This is a genomic window from Pontibacter rugosus (assembly GCF_042678745.1).
In the GTDB taxonomy this organism is placed as follows: domain Bacteria; phylum Bacteroidota; class Bacteroidia; order Cytophagales; family Hymenobacteraceae; genus Pontibacter; species Pontibacter rugosus.
In genome coordinates, this window is sequence record NZ_JBHTLD010000385.1 from 1 (window position 1) to 2,060 (window position 2,060).

The window sequence follows — 2,060 nt, forward strand, 5'->3', positions numbered from 1 at the left end:
TGAACTCTCCACGAAGTCTGCCGAAACAATGATACAGATTACCATGATACACATCATGCTTAAGAAATTATCCAAATGAAATTAAAACAGCCTCTTAATGTTTTCGCGGAGCGGCAGGTGCATACTTGTGCATACTTCTGTAGCACGTTTAACTGCCAGCCTTACCTCCTCTAAACTCTCGCAGCCATGTTGCTCCAGCAAATCGGTAGCATAATAGCGTAAATGCCTGTCGGCTAAACTATCTATAAACTTATCGAGGTGGGGCTGGTTTCTTAAGCTGTCTATAGGAACTAACATGGCGATAAACTAAAAGTTGGAACATTTTAAAAAGTGTTTGTCTGCCGCATAGCCCGCAACTGCTCCAGCAGTTGCCGCTCTTCCTCACTAATAGAAGTTGGCAGCACGACATTTATTTTTACGTAAAAATCTCCAAACTGATCCGTCTGACCGTAAACAGGCATTCCTTTACCCCTTAGCCTTAACGATTGCTGGCTCTGAGTTCCTGCTGGTACTTTAAGTTTAAGCAAGCCACTCATTGTACTTACTTCTATCTGCCCACCCAGTATGGCGGTATATACGTCCACATCAACGGTAGCATATAAATCATTCCCTCTGCGGTCAAAGCGTGAGTCCGGTAGAACCCTGATGTTGAGATACAGGTCACCGGGTGCTCCTCCCGCCGTTGCAGGGGCTCCTTTACCATTGATGCGCAGCACCTGACCATCTGCCACGCCTGGTTTGGTTTTGATACGCAGTTGCTGCTGGTTTACTGTTAGCAGCCTGCTGGTGCCAGTGTAAGCCTCTTGTAATGATATGTTCATATCTGCCTGGTAATCCTGCCCTTTTCTGGGCCCACCCGCTTGCTGTCCGCTGAACCCGCCTGCGCCTGCTCCAAAAAACTGCTCGAAAAAATCAGAGAAGCCTCCACCACCTCCTCCTCCAAACATATCGCCGAAGTCGCCACCAAAGCCTCCGCCAGGCTGGCCCTGGTATTGCCTGCGCCCACCACCGTTGTAGCCTCCCTGCTGAAACTGGCGCCAGTTGCTCCCAAGCTGATCGTACTGTCTGCGCTTTTCTTCATCACCCAGCACTTCATAGGCTTCACTTATATCTTTAAATTTATCTTCTGCCGCTTTATTGTCTTTGTTTTTGTCAGGGTGATACTTTTTAGCCAAACTACGATAGGCTTTTTTGATGTCACTTTGTGCTGCTTTCTTATCTACTCCTAAAATTTTATAATAGTCCTTGTATTCCATCTGGAAGTGATTTTAGATCGTTTTAAAGCCTTTAGCAGGTTCTTTCCTGCTACAATAATAACGAGATATTTTTTTATGATGTTAGCTGCACTAGCAGCAAAAAAAAGAAGCACCCCTTTGCAGGATGCTTCTTTTTAATCTGTCAGGTTGTAAGCCGACTAGATAGTGTCTGTTACCACAAGTAGTGCGTGTATGATACCCGGTAAAACGAACAGTAATGTCAGGATGATGTTGATCCAGAAAGAAGTTCCGATTCCGTCGTGCAGAAATACTGCCAAAGGCGGCAGCAGAATAGCCAGAATTATCTCTACGATGTTTGCTCCACCACCACGTTGGCGCATTACCTCGTTCAATTCTCGCTTCAGCTCCTTTTTCTCAGCCTTGCTCATGTTCTTCAGTCGCTCTTTTGCCAAGGCCACAGCCTCTGCTTCAGCCACAGTCATCTCACGCTTTTCGAGTTTTACCTCTTCCGCAACGGCAGGAGTTTTAACTACCTCTGCTGATTTTTTATTGCTGTTTACCCTAGCAGCAGCATTTGCTTCAAACACAGGGGCTGCTTCAGTAGAGGCAGGAGCCGTATTAGTTTCAGCTTGTGCCATTTCAGCGGCAATCGGAGTCAGCAGTTCAACAGCAGGAGCATCTGTAGCAGGTTTAGCTTTTACCGTGTTGTATGCTTCCGGCTTGTCGGCAGAAAATTTATAGTATTCTGCTGAACTACAAGAAAAAAGGAACTGTCCAACAAACAGCACCATCACAAAATGAAGTAGATTCTTAATTTTCATAGTATATAATTAATTGTTAAAA

Annotated in this window: 3 protein-coding genes; all 3 read right to left on the reverse strand. The window is 45.3% G+C overall.

Translation table 11 applies throughout. The features are described 5' to 3' along the window. Positions 1-81: 81 nt before the first annotated feature. Positions 82-297, reverse strand: a complete 216-nt coding sequence (locus tag ACFQ2O_RS21395; RefSeq protein ID WP_377532891.1) for a hypothetical protein — start codon at positions 295-297, stop codon at positions 82-84. 26 nt (positions 298-323) lie between these two features. Continuing rightward, positions 324-1,256, reverse strand: a complete 933-nt coding sequence (locus tag ACFQ2O_RS21400; RefSeq protein WP_377532893.1) for a DnaJ C-terminal domain-containing protein — start codon at positions 1,254-1,256, stop codon at positions 324-326. Positions 1,257-1,414: 158 nt separating this feature from the next. Beyond that, complete coding sequence (locus ACFQ2O_RS21405) at positions 1,415-2,038, reverse strand: YqaE/Pmp3 family membrane protein (RefSeq protein WP_377532895.1); 624 nt, start codon at positions 2,036-2,038, stop codon at positions 1,415-1,417. Positions 2,039-2,060 lie beyond the last annotated feature (22 nt).